Source organism: Mycobacterium sp. E2327 (assembly GCF_001672675.1).
Taxonomy (GTDB): Bacteria; Actinomycetota; Actinomycetes; order Mycobacteriales; family Mycobacteriaceae; genus Mycobacterium.
In genome coordinates this window covers 1-617 of record NZ_LZKE01000032.1, presented here as the reverse complement: position 1 = coordinate 617, position 617 = coordinate 1, and the positions used below count along the sequence as shown (strand labels likewise).

Genomic DNA, 617 nt, shown 5'->3' with positions numbered 1-617 from the left:
TCTCGGTCTGCGTGCCGACGTACAACAACGCGGCCACGATCGAGCGCTGCCTGCGCAGCATCCTGGACCAGGACGGCGTCGACTTCGAGATCATCGTCGTCGACGACGACTCGTCGGACGACGGCGCCGCCGTTGCCGCCGCGATGCTGCGGCCGGGGGACCGGCTGGTCAAGAATGAACCGCGCCTCGGGCTCAGCGGCAACCACAACAAGTGCCTGGAGCTGGCGCGCGGCACGTGCGTTCAGTTCGTGCACGGCGACGACTGGCTGCTGCCCGGCGCCCTGGCTACCCTCGCGGAACGCTTCGAGGACCCGGCCGTCGGGCTCGCGTTCGCGCCCCGGCAGGTGGTGGGCGACGACGAGCGGTGGCAGCGCCGATACGGCAAGATGTACACGCATTTCCGGAACCTCCGGGAACGCAATGACGGGCGCGAGTTGGTGCGGCAGGCGGCGCTGGGCGGCCTGAGGGACAACTGGGTGGGCGAACCGACCTGCGTGATGTTCCGGCGCCGGCTGGCACTCGACGTCGGGGGCCTGCGCAACGACATCTACCAACTCGTCGACTTGGATTTTTGGTATCGCCTGATGGTCCGGTCGACGGTCTGTTTTCACCCCCAG

At 68.2% G+C, this 617-nt stretch carries 1 protein-coding gene; it reads left to right on the top strand.

Features of this window, described 5'->3' with window-relative positions:
- Nucleotides 1–617 (top strand): glycosyltransferase (locus A5712_RS04420; RefSeq protein WP_197519291.1); only part of this gene is annotated, 617 nt, incomplete at both ends.